This is a genomic window from Sphingomonas sp. ERG5, assembly GCF_000803065.1.
In the GTDB taxonomy this organism is placed as follows: Bacteria; Pseudomonadota; Alphaproteobacteria; order Sphingomonadales; family Sphingomonadaceae; genus Sphingomonas.
Window position 1 is genome coordinate 1 of record NZ_JSXI01000056.1, and the last position, 14,983, is coordinate 14,983.

Consider the following 14,983-nt stretch of genomic DNA (forward strand, 5'->3'; position numbering starts at 1 on the left):
CCATCACCCCCGCCGCCGCTCGATCCGCTATCGCTGCCCGACTGGCTGCGCATGGTGTGAAAGCCCGACCAGCTCGACCCGACCAGCACGGTCGTCCCGAACAGCGCGACCGCGAGATCGGTTTCCTGCGGCAAGGGCGCGCGGCGCAGGCGATCCGCCCCGTCACGGGCGCGCCTGAGGGCTGCGGAGCCGCCGCGCGTCAGCCGGTCGATGGTCACCCAACGAATGACGGTGAAGACCAAAGTGATCACCAGCAGGATCGACAGGTAGCCGACCGGCTTGTCGCGTAGCGTACCCACTTCCCATTTGGTGGCGCCAAAGACGAGCAACATCAGATAGGGCAAAGTCTGCCAGAAGCGCATCTGCAGCATGGTCGTCTTGTCCATCAGCAACCCGCGGTCGATCAATGCGCGTTCGACCGGCCCGGCATTCCTGCCGATCGTTATGGCAAGAGTGGGCCAGTGGAGTGGTGTGGGCAGCGCGAGCACCGCGCGTTCGAGCGCATTCTGTCCGCTGGGGAAGCCGGCGATCGCGAAGCCGTGCCTGTCGGGCACGTTGAGCAGCCCCTTGTTCAGCAGCCGGGTGACGACGGTATCGGCGAGGCGCAGCTTGCCGCCGGCAAGCAGGGCAAGCTGATCGGGATCGTCAAGTATGACATCGCGTCCTTCGGGCTTCAGCCAGCGCGGGATGATCCGCCCGGCGGCGGCGACCAGGAACAACAGGATGACGTAGAGAAGCAGGAATTCGTGTCCGGGCAGGTCGAAAGGTCCGAGCGACATCACGTCTTCTCCTTCAGGTCAGGGACAGCCACAAGATCGAAAGCGTAAGCAGGGCAAGCGCGCCGGTGGCGATGAGCGTCGGACGGCGCGGCAGGATGAAGGCCTCGGCTGGATCGACCCGGCGCATCTGCGGGTCGCGAAAGAAGCGGCGCCGCGCATCGGGCCAGATATCAGCCGGCGGCGTCTGGCCGAACCAGCGTTCATAGGCGGCGAGCGTCGCGGCATATTGGTCGAAGAAGCGGTGCTGCTCATTCGCGCCGCCGGCGGCCGGGCCGTGATGCAGCGGTCGCCCGATGACGGTGGGGCAGAAGCGCTCCCAATAGTCGCGCGTGTAGGTGAGGTGCAGATGCCAGGCCTGATCGACGGCATCGGACGGGGTGACTTCGTGGCCCGCGACGGTCGCGAGAAAGACGAAGCGACGATATTCTTCGACCACCTGCCGGGTGAAATCGGCGCGCCAGCCATTCTCACGCGCAAGGCGATACTCGAAGGGGAGCGAGGCGGTTTCAGGGCCGATGATATAATGGGAGAGCTTCGACCAGACTGGGTGGTCAAGAACCGCAACGGGCAGACACGTAGTCTCGCTCATCTGATACCCTACTAAATCAATATGATTGATTTGTCAATCAACGGGTGACGTTGATCGGCTTGGGCAACCCTTGAAATGGGGGGCAAGTCTATCGCGTCCGCTCCGTTATTTCGGCGCCACAGCCGCCCGAAACCCTGGGTCCGCGAACAATTTGGCGACAAGCGTGTTGGACAGCGAGCTATGCGTTCGGAACGCGGCGGGAATGGCGATCGCGCCGATAAAAGAGGATGTCCAGTCGACCTCCGCCCTGATCGGTTCTTCGAAGATGGTTTGGCCGTCCCGGGTAACCCGAAACGTCGCAGCCGAGACGCCGGTGCCCTGCTTGAATCCCTCGCTCGCCCTGTTCTCGGTCAGCACCGCCGAAACGATCGTCGGCGATGTGGGATCATAGCGTCCGGCGGCACGCAGCTCGGTGATCAGCACTTCGCGCAGATACAGCGAGAAGCGTCCGGACGGAGGGCTCATCGTTGATCCGCGAATGACGATGCTGCGGTCGAACGACGCGTCTGCTGGACTGGAGACGACCGGGCCGACCGCCAGCGGGATCATCTCGAAGCCATTCGCCGCCTTCATTGCCGCGATACTCGGCTGCGCCTCGGTCATCTTGTCGTGCACGCATCCGCCAAGCAGCGTGAATGACGCCAGCAGGGTCAGACGCGAGAGCGCGATCGACCGGTTCATCACTGCCCGGCCGGCGCGGCCGTCGGCGTCATCTTGCCGGCAAGGCAGTTGACGCCGTGGGCCATCACCTGGTTGATGATCATCTTGATGCCGACATCGGTATTCTTCACCGGTATGCCGATCGACGGATCCTCTTTCTTGCCCATCGTCATGATGAACGCATGTTCGATATCACAGGCGATTGGAGCAACCCCTGGTCCCTGCAGCAATTCGAAATGGACCTGATAGCGGTCGGCGATCTGCAGCGCGGCAAGACCGAAGGTCAGACCGGTCTTGAAGCCCTTGCCTGCCGCGCCCTTTTCCGTGACGTTATTGAAGACGATCGTCAGCAGCGATTTACTGGGCACTGGCTGCTCGGCCAGTTCGGCAAAGACATGACGCTCGGTGATCGCCGTCGCCGCGAGTGGTTTCACCACTTTGGTCGCCTTGGCATTGGCGACGCCATCGGTCTGGAATTCGAGCAGGAACTGGGTCGGCTTTGGATCGGTCACCGTAACGACCTGTTCGGGTTTCAGATCGCCGAGCCGGTTGTCGACATAATATTTCGCCGCCATCGCCGGGCCGGTGCCGAACGATATAATGACCGCAAACACCGTGACAAAGCGTGCGCGCAGTCGTGCGGCGCGGCTGATCGGCCCAGAGTGCATGTGAATCCCCCGTGATGCCGCCCCCTGCGGCGCCTTATTGCTATTACAGGATTCTCGGAGCGCCAAATGGAAATAGCCTGAAAGGAAACGGGATAGTGCGGTGGCCGCTTCGCGATCGACAGACAAAGGGTTGCGCCTCCGCCTTGCGTCTCCCAATAACCGCCGATGACCAAGCCTCCCGTCGCCGAACGGCGCCAGCACAGCTTCACCACGCACGGCGTCACGATTGAAGACCCTTATGCCTGGCTCAAGGATCCGGGCTATCCCGATGTCGCCGACAAGGATGTGCTCGCCTATCTCGAGGCGGAAAACGCCTATTTCGAGAGCGTGATGGCACCGCACAAGGCGCTGACTGACCGGCTCTATGAGGAGATGAAGGGCCGCATCAAGGAAGACGATGCGTCGGTGCCGCAAAAGGACGGCGACTGGCTTTACTGGACCGCGTTCGAGACCGGTGGCCAGTATCGCAAATGGTGGCGCAAGCCCGTGGCGGGCGGCGACGACGTGCTGATCCTCGACGAGCCGGCGCTGGCCGAGGGCAAGGAGTATTTCCGCCTCGGCGCTTTCTCGGTCAGCGAGGATGGGCGGTATCTCGCTTATGCGATCGACGATAACGGCTCGGAGCGATTCGAGGTACGGGTCAAGGACCTGGCCAGCGGCGAGCATTTGCCCGACGTCATTCCCGGCATGTTGTCGGAAATCGTCTGGACGACCGACTCGACCGGCTTCCTCTACGGCCTCGCCAACGAACAATGGCGCACCGACAATGCTCGCTATCACCGACTCGGTACCCCGATTGCCGAGGATGTGGAGTTGTTCAAGGAAGCCGATGAAGGCTTTCGCGTTGGCGTGTCGGAAACCAGTTCGCGCAAATGGATCGTCATCGCCAGCGGCGACCATGTCACGAGCGAAATCTATCTTCTACCCGCCAACGAACCGCTCGCGACGCCGATCTTGGTATCGCCGCGCAAGGTCGGGCGCGAATATGATGTCGACGAACATGACGGCACCCTGTTCATCCACACCAACGATACCGATCCGAACTTTCGCCTGTGCACCGCGAATATCGCGGCACCCGGTGAGTGGGCCGAGCTGATCGGCCCGTCGCGGCATTTCTATATGACCGGCGTCGAGTGTTTCCGCGACTTCTTCATCGTCGACGGGCGCGAGGATGGGCTCGATCAGATCGAGATCCATGCGTACGAGGGTGGCCTGCCCAAGCGGATCGCTTTCCCCGAGGCGAGCTATGATGCGGGGCTTGGCAACAATCCCGAATATGACATGCAGGTGCTGCGCGTCGGCTATGAATCGATGGTCACGCCGGGCACCGAATATGATTATGACGTGGCGACCGGCACCCTGACCACGCTCAAGGTGCAGGAAATCCCCAGCGGCTATGATGCATCGAAATACGGCACCGAGCGGCTCAAGATCGTCGCGCGTGACGGTACCGAGGTGCCGGTGTCGATCGTCTATCCGAAGGACTTTCCGCGCGACGGGTCGGCACCGCTCTTCCTCTATGCCTATGGCGCGTACGGCTATGCCATCCCGCCGGGCTTCTCGACTGGGCGACTTTCCTTGCTCGATCGCGGCTTTGCGTATGCCATCGCGCATATCCGCGGCGGCGACGATCTCGGGCAGCAATGGTATCTCGACGGCAAGCTCGAGAAGCGCGCCAACACCTTCAACGACTTTGTCGACGTCGCGAAGGGACTGATCGCGGATGGCTGGACCAGCGCGGGCAAGATCGCCATCGCCGGGCGCTCGGCCGGCGGCGAGCTGATGGGCGCGGTGGTCAACAGCGATCCCGGGCTATGGGGTGCGGTGATCGCCGATGTGCCGTTCGTCGACGTACTCAACACCATGCTCGATGCCGATCTGCCGCTGACGCCGGGCGAATGGCCCGAATGGGGCAACCCGATCGAGGACAAGGCGGCGTTCGACCTGATCCGCGGCTATTCGCCCTATGACCAGGTGACGGCGCAGGATTACCCGCCGATGTTCATCTCGGGCGGCCTCAACGATCCGCGCGTAACCTATTGGGAACCGGCGAAATGGGCGGCCAAGCTACGCGAGCTGAAGACCGACGACAATATCCTGTTGCTCAAGACCAATATGGGCGCTGGCCATGGCGGCAAGTCGGGCCGGTTCGAAAGCCTGCGCGAAGCAGCCGAGGAGCATGCGTTCGTGCTATGGCAGCTTGGCGTGGAAGAGTGATCCCAGCCCGTTCGGCATGAGCCTGTCGAACGGCCGTTCTTTCTCCTTCATCCGTCGAAAGTGGAAAGCGGGGCTTCGACAAGCTCAGCCCTAACGGTTTAGGAAGCTGGCATGGTCTTCACTCTCACCATCACCGCGACTCCCGACGACATCGATGAGCTCGGCCATGTCAACAATGCGGTATGGGTGAAGTGGATCCAGGACATTGCCGTCGCGCATTGGACCGCGGTCGCGACGGTGGCGCAGCAAGCGGCCTATATCTGGGTCGTGACCCGGCACGAGATCGACTATCGCGGCAATGTGGGTGCGGGCGAGACGGTGACCGGCGAGACCTGGGTGCCGGACGCGCCGAAGGGCGCGCGCTTCGACCGCCATGTCCGCTTCACAGGCACCGATGGCAAGGTGAAGGTCGAGGCGGTATCGACCTGGGCGCTGATCGATCGCATGACCGGACGGTTGCTGCGCGTGCGGCCCGAACTGGCCGCGCCGTTCCTGGCCTGATTAGCCCGAATTGCGCAACGCGGTCGCGATCGCGTTGATCGACAGCAGGATGCCCTCGCCGATGCGCTCGTCGGTCTCGCCCGCACGGCGGCGCTTGATCAGTTCGATCTGCAGCAGGTTGAGCGGCTCGATATAGGGCAAGCGCAGCCGGATCGATTCATCGAGTGCGGGGTGTTTGGCAAGCAAGCGTGACTGACCGGTGATCTCCAGCAGCCCGTCACGCGCCTTGTCCCAGCCTGATCGGATCGCCCCGAACACGGGTTCGCGCAGCGCTTCGTCCTCGACCAGGGCGGCATAGCGTTCGGCGATGCGCATGTCCGACTTGGCCAGCACCATCTCCATATTGGCGAGGCTCGCGGCAAAGAACGGCCAGCCCTCGGCCATGTCCGCCAGCAATGCCCTGTCGGGAAAGGCGGTGATGGCATGGCCGACACCGTACCAGCCGGGCAGCATGACGCGTGCCTGCGCCCAGCTGAACACCCAGGGAATCGCGCGCAGATCCTCGATCGCATCGGACTGTTTGCGGCTTGCCGGACGGCTGCCGATCTTCAGGCCGGAGATCTCGGCGATCGGCGTCATCTGGCGAAAGAAGGTACGGAACCCCTCGGTGCCATAAACCAGGTTGCGATACGCCTTGAACGCGGTGCCTGAGATCGTGTCCATCGCCGCGCCGAACCGTGCGGTGTCGGCTGGAGACAGTTGGTCGGGTTCCAGGCTGGCGAGCAGCGTCGCCGACGCCATCGCTTCGAGATTGGTCGCGGCGCTTTCGCGCGTACCATATTTGCCCGCGATCACCTCGCCCTGCTCGGTGATGCGGATGCGGCCCTGTACCGTGCCGGGCGGTTGTGCGCGGATCGCGGCGAAGGATGATCCGCCGCCGCGCCCGACCGCGCCGCCGCGGCCATGGAACAGCTGCATTGCCACGCCGGCCTGCTCGAATACCGGCTTCAATGCGGTCGAGGCCTTGCTCAGGCTCCAGGTCGAGGTGAGATAGCCGCCATCCTTGTTCGAATCGGAATAGCCGATCATCACTTCCTGATGGCCACGGGCGCGTGCGATGATGGCGATCTCGGGCAGGCCGAGCCAGTCGGTCATGATCGCGGGCGCCGCCTCCAGATCGCCGATCGTCTCGAATAGCGGCACTGCCATGATCGCGGCGGTGGGCGTTGCGCCCGATCGGTAGAGCCCGAATTCCTTCAGCAGCAGGTTGATCTCGAGCAGGTCGGACACTGACTGCGCCATCGAAACGATATAATTGGTGATACAGCCCGGGCCATATTTGCCATGCGCCTCGGCGGCGGCGCGGACGATGGCCAGTTCGCCGGTCGTTTCCTCCGAATATTCGGCAAAGCTGCTGGTCAACGGTCGCGCATTGGACAGTTCGGCGCGCAGCAGCTTGACCCGCGCCGCCTCGTCGAGCGCAAGATAGTCCGGCTCGACGCCGGCGACCTTGAGCAATTCGGCGACGACGCGTTCATGCACTGCGCTGTTCTGGCGCAGATCGAGCGTGGCGAGGTGGAAGCCGAAGGTCTCGACCGCGCGGATCAGCCGGCCGAGCGCGCCGCCCGACGACAGCGCGCCGCCGCCGTCCGCCGCCAGGCCGTGCGCAATCGCAACGAGATCCGCGCGGAACGCCTTGGGATCGGGATAGGCCTCGCCCTTGAGCAGCGACGGGCGCGGGGCGGGCTTGCCGGTCAGCGTGAGATGTGTCGCGGTGAGCCGCGCGTAGATGCCCGATAGCGCGCGGCGATACGGCTCGTCGGCGCGGCTTTGGGCGCTGTCGCCGCTCGCATCGGCCAGCCGGCGCACTTCGGCATCGGTATCGGCGATGTCGGTCGAGATCGACAATTCCGCGCCCAGAGCGTTCACTGCATCGAGATAATGGCCAAGCACCGCCTCGCTCGCCTTGGCCAGCGCGGTGCGCAGGCTGTCGGCGGTGACGAAGGGATTGCCATCGCGGTCGCCGCCGATCCAGCTGCCGGGGCGCAGGAAGCTCGGTGTGCGCTCACCCAGGGCCCGGTCCCATTTCTGGTAGAGCGCCGGCAACGTGGGGAGGAAGACGTTGCGCAGATAGCTTAGCGCGGTCTCGACCTCGTCGGTAACGTAAAGCCGCTCCCGGCGCAGCACCCGGGTCTGCCACAACAGAGCGATCTGGCGCAGGATCGCTTCGTCGACCTGGTCGCCCTCGATCGTTGCGTCGATCCCGCGATCCTTCAGCGCCATCAATTCGGCGATGCGATTGCGATGGTCGATCATGCTCTTGCGCCGTACTTCGGTCGGGTGCGCCGTGAGCACGGGGACGACCAGCGCACGCTCGAGCAGCGCCATCACCGCCTGATGATCGATACCTTCGTCGGCGAGCCGCTTGAGCGCGGATTCGAGGTCGGCGCCAGCTTCGGCCGCGACACCCTGGCGATCCTCGGCGAGATTGGCGAGCATGGAGAAGAGCATGAAGCCGCGGACGAAATCGAGCGTCTCGTCGAGGCTGAGCCGGTCGAGCCCCAGATCGGTTTCGCCGGCGCCCTCGACCCCACGATGCCGGTCGACCGAGGCGGCACGGATATATTCGGTGCGCAGGAACAGTTTCTCGCCGCCATAAGCGCGAATCACGTCGCCAAGCAGCTTGCCGAGGAAGCGGATATCAGGATTGTTGGTGATTGGAGGCAATTCGGTCATGAGTTTTATGCTGCGCTGCGGCAAGCCTCAGGTCAACCGTTTCGGTACCAAAATAACGCGGATTTCAGCGTTCGAGTAATTTTGCTGCGTCGCGTTCGGGCGTTGTCAACGTTCCGTCGTGATTGGCGTTGGTCTGGTCGAAACGGGCAAGCTGCACGGTCTTGTACTCGTCGCGCGTGATGGTGCCGTCATTATTGGTATCGAGCCGCTTGGTCCGGGCGAGCCGTTCCGGGGCAACCTCGCTCAGTTCGACCGTGCCGTTCCTGTCGCGGTCGAGTCGGTCGAAGCGTCTGTCGAACCCGGCGACCAGATCGGCGCGCAAGATATTGACTGGTGGCTTGAACCCGGCGGCGTTCGTGTCGTCATCCTTGGAACAGGCGGTGAGCAGCATCTGCGCCAGGGCGGAAAGAACGATCATGTGGCGCATATGGACAAGCTCCCAAGGCCCGCGAAACGGCGGAGCCGGTCAATCAGTTTCGGCTGCCGTCAAAGCGCAGCATATTGCCGAATGGGTCGGTCAGGGTCGCCTCGTCGCTATCCACGCCCGGCCGTGCGAAACGTGCCTGTTTGGTGTGCAGCTCCTCGAACAGCGAACGGGAGTTCTTGACCTTGATCCACACCGCCGTTCCCGGCGTACCGTCGCCATAATGCTCCGACGGATGCAGCGCCATGCCGCCGGCGAAGCGATGTTCCCAATCGACCGTGCACCCGAGGAAATCGCGGTAGAATTCCAGCGCCTTATCTTTGTCGTAGATACGCAGGGTCGGGATTGCCGCATGCAGGACAGGCGCGCTCATGCCTCCAGCTCTACGTCCCAATAGAGCCAGTCGTGCCAGGTATCGTGGAGATAATGAGGCGGGAAGCGCCGGCCATGTTCCTGCATCTGCCAACTGGTCGGGCGGATCGCCGCGATGTGCAGCGGCATGTTCGCCTGTTTCGGCGTGCGCCCGCCCTTTTTCAGATTGCATGGTGCGCAGGCGGTCGCGACATTCTCCCAGGTCGTCCGCCCACCTTGCGCGCGGGGAATGATATGGTCGAAAGTCAGATCGTGCCCGCTGCCGCAATATTGGCACGTGAATTTGTCGCGCAGGAACAGGTTGAAGCGCGTAAAGGCCGGAAAGGCGCTTGGCCGCACATAGGATTTGAGCGCGATGACCGAGGGCAGCTTGACCGAATGGGTCGGGCTGCGCACTTCGCGCTCATATTGCGCGACGATGTCGACACGGTCGAGGAACACCGCCTTGATCGCGGTCTGCCACGGCCAGACCGAAAGCGGGTAATAGCTCAGCGGTGTATAGTCGGCGTTCAAGACGAGCGCCGGGCAACTGTCGGGGTGCCGGATCAGATCGGGATGATACATTTACAACCCCCCTTGCTTCCTGATGCGGCCTTCGCCGATCAGGATGACGCCATGATGACAGCATATCGCGCGACTCGCGGTCAAGAGCCGGTTTGATGCCGGGCAGCCTCGTCACGCGTTTCGCGCCGAGCCCGACCGGAGCGTTGCATCTGGGCCACGCTTTTTCCGCGATTCAGGCGCATGACCGTGCGCGACGCGCCGGGGGCACGTTCCTGTTGAGGATCGAGGATATCGACGGCACGCGCTCGCGGCCCGAGCATGTGCAGGGTATCTTCGATGATCTCGCCACGCTTGGCCTGACCTGGGACGGGGCGGCGTCGTTCCAGTCGGCGCGGCTTGCTGTCTATGAACAATCATTGTCGCGGTTGCGCGACAAGGGCTTGCTCTATCCCTGTTTCTGCACTCGCGCCGACATCGCGGCGAGCGGCGCCGCGCCGCATGGGTCCGCCGGTGCGGTCTATCCCGGCACGTGCCGCATGCTCGACCCGGCGACCCGGCGCGCGCGACTGGCAGCCGAGCCGCACGCCTGGCGGATCGACATGGCGCGGGCGGTCGCCGCGATCGGGGGAACCGGGGGGCTGGCGTGGCATGACGAACTGGCCGGGGTCGTGCAGGCCGACCCGCTGGCGCATGGCGATGTGGTGCTGGCGCGCAAGGACGCGCCGGCAAGCTATCACCTTGCGGTGACGGTCGACGATGCGGCGCAGGGCGTGACGCATATCGTGCGCGGTGTAGATCTGTTCGAGGCGACGCATGTGCATCGCGTGTTGCAGGCGCTGCTCGACCTGCCGGTGCCGCTTTATCGCCATCATGCGCTGCTGACTGATGCGGCGGGCAACCGGCTTGCCAAACGCAACGGCGCGCCCACCCTGGCGAGCTTGTACGCGGCGGGGCAGGATGGCCCGGCACTCGCCGACATGCTGCGCCGCGGACAGACGCCGCCCGGCTTTGCGCTGCCTCGGGATTAAGCGGCGGCGCCTTTGATCCATTGCGGCTGCAGCACTTCCACCTGTGGTGGCCCTTCGAGCAACGATGCTACTTCCTGCTCATAGTCGAGATAGGCCCGGGATTTCAGGAAGGCGCTCGCTTCCTCGGCGCTGCTATAGACTTGGAAAGCGCAGATCCGGTCGGGATCGCCGCCGAACGAATAGACATAAACCTCATGGGCTGCGTTCGCGTCGATCGCCGGCTGCATATGTTTCTGCCAGATCTTCTGAACTTCCGCGCGCATGCCGGGTTTGGTGCGGTGCTGAAGGAAAACTGCGTGCCCGCTCATATCGTATCTCCATGGTTTCACGAACCGGTGGTCCGGCACTTCCAGGTACATGACGATCTTGGCGCGGGAGATGTGACATCGAGACGAAAAAACAAAGGATCGAAACCGATGCGTCATTGCCGACCTGCCTGCCTGACCTTGTTGCCGATCCTGGCGTTCGCCGCGCCGGCGGCTGCCGCGCCCTGGTGGTATGTCGGGCGCGGCGTCGATCGCGCCGTGTTCATCGATGCAGGCTCGATCGAGCGGGACGGGAACAGCATCACCTATTCGGCGAAGACTATCATTCGCCAACCAGGCGACCCGGTGGCGATGACGCTCAATTTCATGCAGGCCGATTGCGCCGCGCGGAAGCTCGGCTGGTACGGCCTGCAGCGCTATGGTCATGACGAGGCGGTGATCGACACCTCGACGCGCAAGGCAAAGCTGGAGGATGTGCCGGCGGACACGCTCGAAAATGTCGAACTGAGCTTTGTCTGCGTGAGCGGGGAAGATCGCGAGACGAGTGGCTTTTTCCCGCTCACCATCGATGATGCGAGCTTTACCGACGCACTGCTGGCCCAGGCCAGCCAGAGCCTGTCGCCACGAGAGCTGCACGACCGGATGGCGGCGGATCCCGGCGTGACGGTGATTCGCTCCACCGCGGCGGATCCGTCGACCTTCGGCCAGGTCCAGACCGTGAAGCTCGGCCAGCCACTGGTGCCGCCGCGCGATTATTCCAAAGGCGCAGCACTTCCCAACCCGGCCGATTATTCATCGATTGAGGTCGGCAGAATCTACGATATCGCCTATGACGGTATCAAGAACGGCGAAATTCGGTTCGAGGTCCGCGGCTATTCGATCGACGACCTGGTCCATCCCGGTTCGGGTCAGATCGAAACCGCTGATCTCAGGCAGAAAAAGGCTCGTATTCGAGACCTTGCCGTCACCATCAAGCAGGCGCTGCCCGATCGGATCACCTATAGCGTGGCGATCGAAAAAACGGCGCCGGTGACACCCGATTGCCCGGTCGGCGATTGCAGCGCCACGGAAGTCACGACCGAACCCGTCACCGCCGAAGTCGCCGATACGCCGCGGTGACGCGTCCCATTGGCTTTGCGCCGTCAAAAGCCTAAATAGGATCCATGAACACTTTCCTCGCAATCCTCCTCATCGCCGCGATGATCGCGGTGGTGGTCGTCTTCATCCGCGGCCTGGTGATCTTCATGATGAATGCCAGCGCAGAGGCGAAAGGCGGTCAGGCCGGGCCAAGCGCGGCGGCGGTCAAGTCGAACAAGATGATGCAGTATCGCATCTTCTTTCAGGCGATCGCGATCGTGATCGTCGTGCTGATCCTGATACTCGCAGGGCGCAGCTGAACCGCCTGGCGGGCACCGGTGGTCAAGCTCAACAAAATCTATACGCGTACCGGTGATGACGGCACGACCGGCCTGGTCGACGGGTCGCGCGTCGCCAAGACCGATCCGCGCATGGCGGCGATTGGCGATGTTGATGAGGCAAACAGTGCGATCGGCCTTGCCATCGCCGCACTTGAGGCAGGCGGCACCGCAGCGGCGCTGACGCGCATCCAGAACGACCTGTTCGATCTCGGCGCCGATCTCGCCACGCCGGGCGAAGATTTTGCGCCGTCCGAGATGACCCTGCGCATCGTCGCGACTCAAGTGGCGCGACTCGAGGTTGAAATCGACGTGATGAACAGCGGCATGCCGCCGCTGACCAGCTTCATCCTGCCGGGCGGCACGACTGCCGCTGCCGCGATCCACGTCGCGCGCGCCACCGTACGCCGGGCTGAGCGGACCGTGGTCGCGGCGGCGCAATCGGTGTCGCTCAATCCCTTAACGGTCTCATATCTCAACCGTTTGTCCGATTATCTGTTCGTTGCCGCGCGCTTTGTGAACCAAAGTGCCGGTGGCGACGTTCTGTGGGTTCCCGGCGCTTCGCGGTAAACCCTGCCAGATCAATTGATTCGCGTCTGTATTCTGGATATGGAGAACAGAATGCGAACGAAAACGCTTCTTGCTCCGTCGCTTTCGGCTCTGGCCGAAGGGTTCGCGCGAGTCCGTGCGCTGACCGAAGCGCTGGTCGCGCCGCTCTCCGATGCCGATGCCACGGTCCAGTCGATGTCGGATGCGTCGCCCGCCAAATGGCATCTGGCGCACACCACCTGGTTCCTCGAAACCTTCATTCTGCGCGATTTCGTTGCCGGCTATGCGCTGCACGACGAACGCTTCCCTTTCCTGTTCAACAGCTATTACGAGGCGGAAGGACGCCGCCATGCCCGTGGCCGGCGCGGCATGGTTACGCGGCCCACGCTCGATGAGGTGCTGGCCTATCGCCATCATGTCGCTGCCGCGCTGCTGGCGGCGCTGCCCGATCTGCCCGCCGCCGCGATCGAATTGGTGATCCTCGGTTGCCATCATGAGGAACAGCATCAGGAACTGCTCGTCACCGACATGTTGCACCTGATGTCGGAAAATCCGCTCGAACCGGCGATCTGGCCGGCGGCGCGCAAGGTGCCGGTAGCGATGCCCGGGCCGATAGGCTGGATCGAGGGCAAGGCCGGGATCGTCGATATCGGCCATGACGGCGAGGATTTCGCATTCGATTGCGAGGCGCCGCGTCATCAGGCCCTGCTCGCCCCGCACGCGATCGCCGAGCGTACCGTCACGAATGGCGAATGGGCCGCGTTCATCGCTGACGGCGGTTATGCCGATCCGCGTCACTGGCTGTCCGATGGCTGGGCCTGGGTGAAGGCCGAAGCGATCGTCGCGCCGCTCTATTGGGAGCAGACCGACGGCAGCTGGACGCGCTTCGGGCTCGACGGGCGGCGCGCAATCGATCCCGCGGCACCGGTCACGCATATCAGCTTCTATGAGGCAGACGCCTATGCCAGCTGGGCGGGTGCGCGCCTGCCGACCGAGGCCGAATGGGAAGCGGCGGCGAGCGCGCATGATCCGGCCGGCGGCAATCAGCTGGACGGTCCCGGCCCCGTTGAGCCGCGCCCATCGGTCGGCGGCCCGGCATTTTTCGGTGATGTCTGGCAATGGACTGGCAGCGCCTATCGACCCTATCCCGGCTTCACTCCCGCAGAAGGTGCGGTCGGCGAATATAATGGCAAATTCATGTCGGGGCAGTGTGTGCTGCGCGGCGGATCCTGCGCCACGCCACGCGGCCATGCGCGGGCGAGCTACCGTAATTTCTTTTACCCGCATCAGCGCTGGCAATTCACCGGCCTGCGTCTGGCCAAGGATCTTTAGGATGCTGAAGCGTGAGATCGAGGATGGCGACGTCACCCTGGCCGACCCGGCGTTCCGCGCCGATGTGCTGCGCGGTTTCGCGCTGCGGCCGCGCGCGATTCCGGCACGCTGGTTCTATGACCGGCGCGGATCGGAATTGTTCGAGGCGATCACCGACTTGCCCGAATATTATCCGACCCGGACCGAGACCGCGATCCTGCGCGAGGTAACGCCGCAGGTCGCCGCATTGGCCGGGGAAGGCCGCGCGGTGGTGGAATTCGGTTCGGGCTCCTCGACCAAGACGCCGATCCTGCTCAACGCGGTGGCCCCTGCCGCTTATGTGCCGATCGATATTTCGGGCGATTTCCTGCGCGACTCCGCCGCCGGGCTCGCTTCGGCCTTTCCCGGCCTGCCCGTGCTGCCGGTCGAGGCGGATTTCCTCCACCCGATCGCCCTGCCCGCGCAGGTCGCCGCGTTACCCAAGCTCGGCTTCTTTCCCGGTTCGACGATCGGCAACATGATCCCGCACGCGTCGGTCGATCTGCTGCGTGCGATGAAGCAGTCGCTTGGCGAAGGGGCGATGCTGCTGATCGGCATGGATCGGGTGAAGGATGTGGACACCCTGGTCGCGGCCTATGATGACGCGGCCGGCGTGACGGCCGGGTTCAACCTGAACCTGCTCGAGCGCATCAATCGCGAGCTGGGTGCGACGATCCCGATCGACCGGTTCCGCCACCGCGCGCTGTGGAACGATGACCGCGCGCGAATCGAAATGCATCTCGAGGCACAGGACGATCTCGACTTCACGATCGAGGGGCGGCCTTTCTCAATCGGGGCGGGCGAGACGATCCACACCGAGAACAGCCATAAATATGGCCCACGCGATGCGCGCATCCTGCTGCGCAGCGGGGGCTGGACGCCGATCGCCGAATGGACCGATCCCGCCGGGCTGTTCGCGGTGATCCTGGCGGAGGCACAGCCAATGCGGCTCGCGCCGTAGCGGGGAGAATCAGGCCGATTGGGA

The 14,983-nt window shown here is 63.7% G+C and carries 17 protein-coding genes; 8 read left to right on the top strand and 9 right to left on the bottom strand.

The window, feature by feature from the left end:
- The 4 genes from OO12_RS17820 to OO12_RS27055 form a co-directional block, all read right to left on the bottom strand.
- The coding region (locus OO12_RS17820) for a TIGR04222 domain-containing membrane protein (protein ID WP_034160084.1) at window positions 1–779 on the bottom strand (779 nt) is incomplete at its 3' end.
- A gap of 13 nt (window positions 780–792) precedes the next feature.
- Window positions 793–1,368 carry a glycine-rich domain-containing protein gene (locus tag OO12_RS17825; RefSeq protein ID WP_034160085.1) on the bottom strand — a complete coding sequence of 192 codons (576 nt, stop codon included), beginning with the start codon at window positions 1,366–1,368 and terminating at the stop codon, window positions 793–795.
- 105 nt (window positions 1,369–1,473) lie between these two features.
- Window positions 1,474–2,049 carry a hypothetical protein gene (locus tag OO12_RS27050; protein WP_052216008.1) on the bottom strand — a complete coding sequence of 192 codons (576 nt, stop codon included), beginning with the start codon at window positions 2,047–2,049 and terminating at the stop codon, window positions 1,474–1,476.
- Window positions 2,049–2,696, bottom strand: coding sequence for a hypothetical protein (locus OO12_RS27055; protein WP_052216009.1), 648 nt, complete (start codon window positions 2,694–2,696; stop codon window positions 2,049–2,051). Before OO12_RS27055 ends, OO12_RS27050 begins: the two co-directional genes overlap by 1 nt.
- A 165-nt stretch (window positions 2,697–2,861) precedes the next feature.
- Between OO12_RS27055 and OO12_RS17840 the strand changes: the two genes are divergently transcribed.
- A complete protein-coding gene (locus OO12_RS17840) occupies window positions 2,862–4,913 on the top strand; it encodes a S9 family peptidase (protein ID WP_034160086.1) in 2,052 nt (683 codons plus the stop codon).
- 111 nt (window positions 4,914–5,024) lie between these two features.
- Window positions 5,025–5,414 (top strand): acyl-CoA thioesterase, encoded by a 390-nt coding sequence (locus OO12_RS17845; protein WP_034160087.1) that lies wholly within the window; start codon window positions 5,025–5,027, stop codon window positions 5,412–5,414.
- On the opposite strand, the gene ppc is transcribed toward OO12_RS17845, so the two are convergent.
- The 4 genes from ppc to OO12_RS17865 all read right to left on the bottom strand — a co-directional run bounded on the left by ppc (window position 5,415) and on the right by OO12_RS17865 (window position 9,450).
- Window positions 5,415–8,090 carry a phosphoenolpyruvate carboxylase gene (gene ppc, locus OO12_RS17850; protein ID WP_034160088.1) on the bottom strand — a complete coding sequence of 892 codons (2,676 nt, stop codon included), beginning with the start codon at window positions 8,088–8,090 and terminating at the stop codon, window positions 5,415–5,417.
- Between the two features lie 64 nt (window positions 8,091–8,154).
- Window positions 8,155–8,508 carry a hypothetical protein gene (locus tag OO12_RS17855; RefSeq protein WP_052216010.1) on the bottom strand — a complete coding sequence of 118 codons (354 nt, stop codon included), beginning with the start codon at window positions 8,506–8,508 and terminating at the stop codon, window positions 8,155–8,157.
- Between the two features lie 52 nt (window positions 8,509–8,560).
- Window positions 8,561–8,887, bottom strand: coding sequence for a glyoxalase superfamily protein (locus OO12_RS17860; RefSeq protein ID WP_034160089.1), 327 nt, complete (start codon window positions 8,885–8,887; stop codon window positions 8,561–8,563).
- Window positions 8,884–9,450 carry an HNH endonuclease gene (locus tag OO12_RS17865; RefSeq protein ID WP_034160090.1) on the bottom strand — a complete coding sequence of 189 codons (567 nt, stop codon included), beginning with the start codon at window positions 9,448–9,450 and terminating at the stop codon, window positions 8,884–8,886. Before OO12_RS17865 ends, OO12_RS17860 begins: the two co-directional genes overlap by 4 nt.
- A 95-nt stretch (window positions 9,451–9,545) precedes the next feature.
- On the opposite strand from OO12_RS17865, the gene gluQRS reads away from it, so the two are divergent.
- A complete protein-coding gene (gene gluQRS / locus OO12_RS17870) occupies window positions 9,546–10,418 on the top strand; it encodes a tRNA glutamyl-Q(34) synthetase GluQRS (protein ID WP_034160091.1) in 873 nt (290 codons plus the stop codon).
- On the opposite strand, the gene OO12_RS17875 is transcribed toward gluQRS, so the two are convergent.
- Window positions 10,415–10,777, bottom strand: a complete 363-nt coding sequence (locus OO12_RS17875; RefSeq protein WP_200887503.1) for a putative quinol monooxygenase — start codon at window positions 10,775–10,777, stop codon at window positions 10,415–10,417. The two genes, gluQRS and OO12_RS17875, sit on opposite strands and share 4 nt — an antisense overlap.
- A 57-nt stretch (window positions 10,778–10,834) precedes the next feature.
- Between OO12_RS17875 and OO12_RS27060 the strand changes: the two genes are divergently transcribed.
- The 5 genes from OO12_RS27060 to egtD are packed head-to-tail and all read left to right on the top strand — an operon-like array spanning window position 10,835 to window position 14,959.
- Window positions 10,835–11,803 (top strand): hypothetical protein, encoded by a 969-nt coding sequence (locus OO12_RS27060; protein WP_152616506.1) that lies wholly within the window; start codon window positions 10,835–10,837, stop codon window positions 11,801–11,803.
- Window positions 11,804–11,847: 44 nt separating this feature from the next.
- Window positions 11,848–12,081: a twin transmembrane helix small protein gene (locus OO12_RS17890; RefSeq protein ID WP_034160094.1), complete on the top strand. Its 234-nt coding sequence runs from the start codon at window positions 11,848–11,850 to the stop codon at window positions 12,079–12,081.
- Between the two features lie 18 nt (window positions 12,082–12,099).
- Window positions 12,100–12,669, top strand: coding sequence for a cob(I)yrinic acid a,c-diamide adenosyltransferase (locus OO12_RS17895; protein WP_034160095.1), 570 nt, complete (start codon window positions 12,100–12,102; stop codon window positions 12,667–12,669).
- 51 nt (window positions 12,670–12,720) lie between these two features.
- Complete coding sequence (gene egtB / locus OO12_RS17900) at window positions 12,721–13,980, top strand: ergothioneine biosynthesis protein EgtB (protein ID WP_052216012.1); 1,260 nt, start codon at window positions 12,721–12,723, stop codon at window positions 13,978–13,980.
- Between the two features lies 1 nt (window position 13,981).
- On the top strand, window positions 13,982–14,959 hold the full coding sequence (egtD, locus tag OO12_RS17905; protein WP_034160096.1) for an L-histidine N(alpha)-methyltransferase: 978 nt from the start codon (window positions 13,982–13,984) through the stop codon (window positions 14,957–14,959).
- Window positions 14,960–14,983: the final 24 nt, after the last annotated feature.